Origin of the sequence: Zhengella mangrovi (genome assembly GCF_002727065.1) — a bacterium.
In the GTDB taxonomy this organism is placed as follows: domain Bacteria; phylum Pseudomonadota; class Alphaproteobacteria; order Rhizobiales; family Rhizobiaceae; genus Zhengella; species Zhengella mangrovi.
Genome location: NZ_PDVP01000056.1, coordinates 1 through 1,213, shown reverse-complemented (window position 1 = coordinate 1,213; position 1,213 = coordinate 1). Strand labels below are relative to the sequence as shown.

Annotated in this window: 2 protein-coding genes; both read right to left on the bottom strand. The window is 56.1% G+C overall.

The window, feature by feature from the left end; translation table 11 throughout:
- Positions 1-28 precede the first annotated feature (28 nt).
- Positions 29-850 (bottom strand): IS3 family transposase, encoded by an 822-nt coding sequence (locus CSC94_RS23945; RefSeq protein WP_099308858.1) that lies wholly within the window; start codon positions 848-850, stop codon positions 29-31.
- Positions 847-1,164: a DUF1153 domain-containing protein gene (locus tag CSC94_RS23940; protein WP_099308857.1), complete on the bottom strand. Its 318-nt coding sequence runs from the start codon at positions 1,162-1,164 to the stop codon at positions 847-849. The genes CSC94_RS23945 and CSC94_RS23940 overlap by 4 nt, the downstream gene beginning before the upstream one ends.
- Between the last annotated feature and the right edge of the window lie 49 nt (positions 1,165-1,213).

The following is a 1,213-nucleotide window of genomic DNA, read 5'->3' as shown; positions in this document are numbered from 1 at the left end:
TGTATCGACCCAGTGGAATCTGCACAGGTTAAGCCGCTAAAGCGAATGCCTGAGCGGGTGTTTTCATGTTCAGCGCCTGATGAGGACGCCGATTGTTGTAGAACGCGATCCAGTCTCCAATTGCGCGGGTCGCATGCTGAATGCTGTCGAAGCGTTGCCGATGAACACATTGCTCCTTCAATGTCCGTATGACGCGCTCGACCATGCCATTCTGTTGCGGGCAATGCGGCGTGATGAACTCCTGCTTCAAGCCATAGCTTCGCACCAGAGCGGTATATGTGCGGCTGGTAAAAACCAGGCCATTGTCAGACCGAAGCAGGAACTCGTCCTTCACGCGACCCAAAGTGCCGAACCTGCTGATGAGCGCATGCTCCAGCGCACTGGCGGCCGTTGTTGCCTTGCCGGAACGTGACAAATGCCAGCCAAGTAATTCGCGCGTATGGCAATCAATGACCAGCGCCAGCGTTGTCCAGCCGTCACGGCCGGCCCAGACCCGGCAAAGATCAGTGGACCAGCGTTCATTTGGCGCTGTAGCGACGGATGGAACTGCCTCTATTCGAGGGCGCATGCCAATCTGGCGCTTACGGACCTGCCAGCCCTGGATCTGAAAGACCCTTTGCACCGTGTTCTTGTTGAAGCCGAGAAGCCACGCGACCGTGCGATAACCGAATGAGGGCTCCTTATCGATCAAGTCCTTGATCGGCTTGGAAAACCGTGGATCGACTTTCGGTGCCATCTTGGTCGGTTTGTAATAGACGCTCCGCCGCGGCACCCCGAACCAAGCGCACAGTTTCGTCACAGGCACGGCGATACCGTCATCGAGAAGGCCCTGCTGAATGCTCTGGATCATTTGTCGTCCGCCGCATCCAGCAGGGCCTGGTATTTTTTTCGGGCGCGCAACTCCAGCATCGCCTCGCCATAGGCCTCCTGCAGATCCTTCAACTGTTTCTCGTATTGCTCACGAATATCAAGCGGATTGGTGCGCAGCGCATTTTCCATGCCGCGCTTACCATCCTCGACCCACGCCTCGATTTCGGATGGCGAGATGTCATAGGCCCGACTGGCCTCGGATACCGTTGTCTTACCCTGAATAATCTCGACAACGAGCGCCGTTTTTCGCTTCGCAGTCCAACGTTTGATGCTGTCGTCCATCGTCACACTCATCGCTACTCTCTCCTTTGTAGCATGAGCAGATTTTCACTGGGTCGATACA

Excerpts from the sequence above, each read along its gene's own strand:
- CSC94_RS23945 (WP_099308858.1), bottom strand. The coding sequence starts at position 850 with ATGATCCAGAGCATTCAGCAGGGCCTTCTCGATGACGGTATCGCCGTG.
- CSC94_RS23940 (WP_099308857.1), bottom strand. The coding sequence starts at position 1,164 with ATGAGTGTGACGATGGACGACAGCATCAAACGTTGGACTGCGAAGCGA.